Below are 285 nucleotides of genomic sequence, written 5' to 3'. Positions count from 1 at the left end.
TCGACACCACGGTGCAGGAGAAGGCCATCGCCCACCCGACGGACAGCCGATTGCTGGAAGTCGCACGGGCCAAGATCGCCCGCCTGGCCAAGCGAGCGGGCCTCAAGCTCAAGATGACGCACGAGCGCGAGGGTCAGAGCTTGCGTCGCCGCGCCGGCGGCTACGCCCATGCCAAGCAGTTCAAGCGGCTGCGCCAAGTGGTGCGCCGCCAGCGCACGATCCTTGGGGTGCTGCTGCGCGAGGTGCAGCGCAAGATGACGACGCTCGCTCAGTCCGTGCAGGACC

General features: G+C 68.4%; 1 pseudogene. It reads left to right on the top strand.

Annotated elements, in window-relative coordinates:
- Positions 1-285: pseudogene (locus ACG02S_RS26305) on the top strand (IS5/IS1182 family transposase); the annotation flags it as partial.

The organism is Pelomonas dachongensis, assembly GCF_043555865.1.
GTDB classification, from domain to species: domain Bacteria; phylum Pseudomonadota; class Gammaproteobacteria; order Burkholderiales; family Burkholderiaceae_C; genus Pelomonas; species Pelomonas dachongensis.
This window is presented reverse-complemented; position numbering and strand designations above follow the sequence as displayed.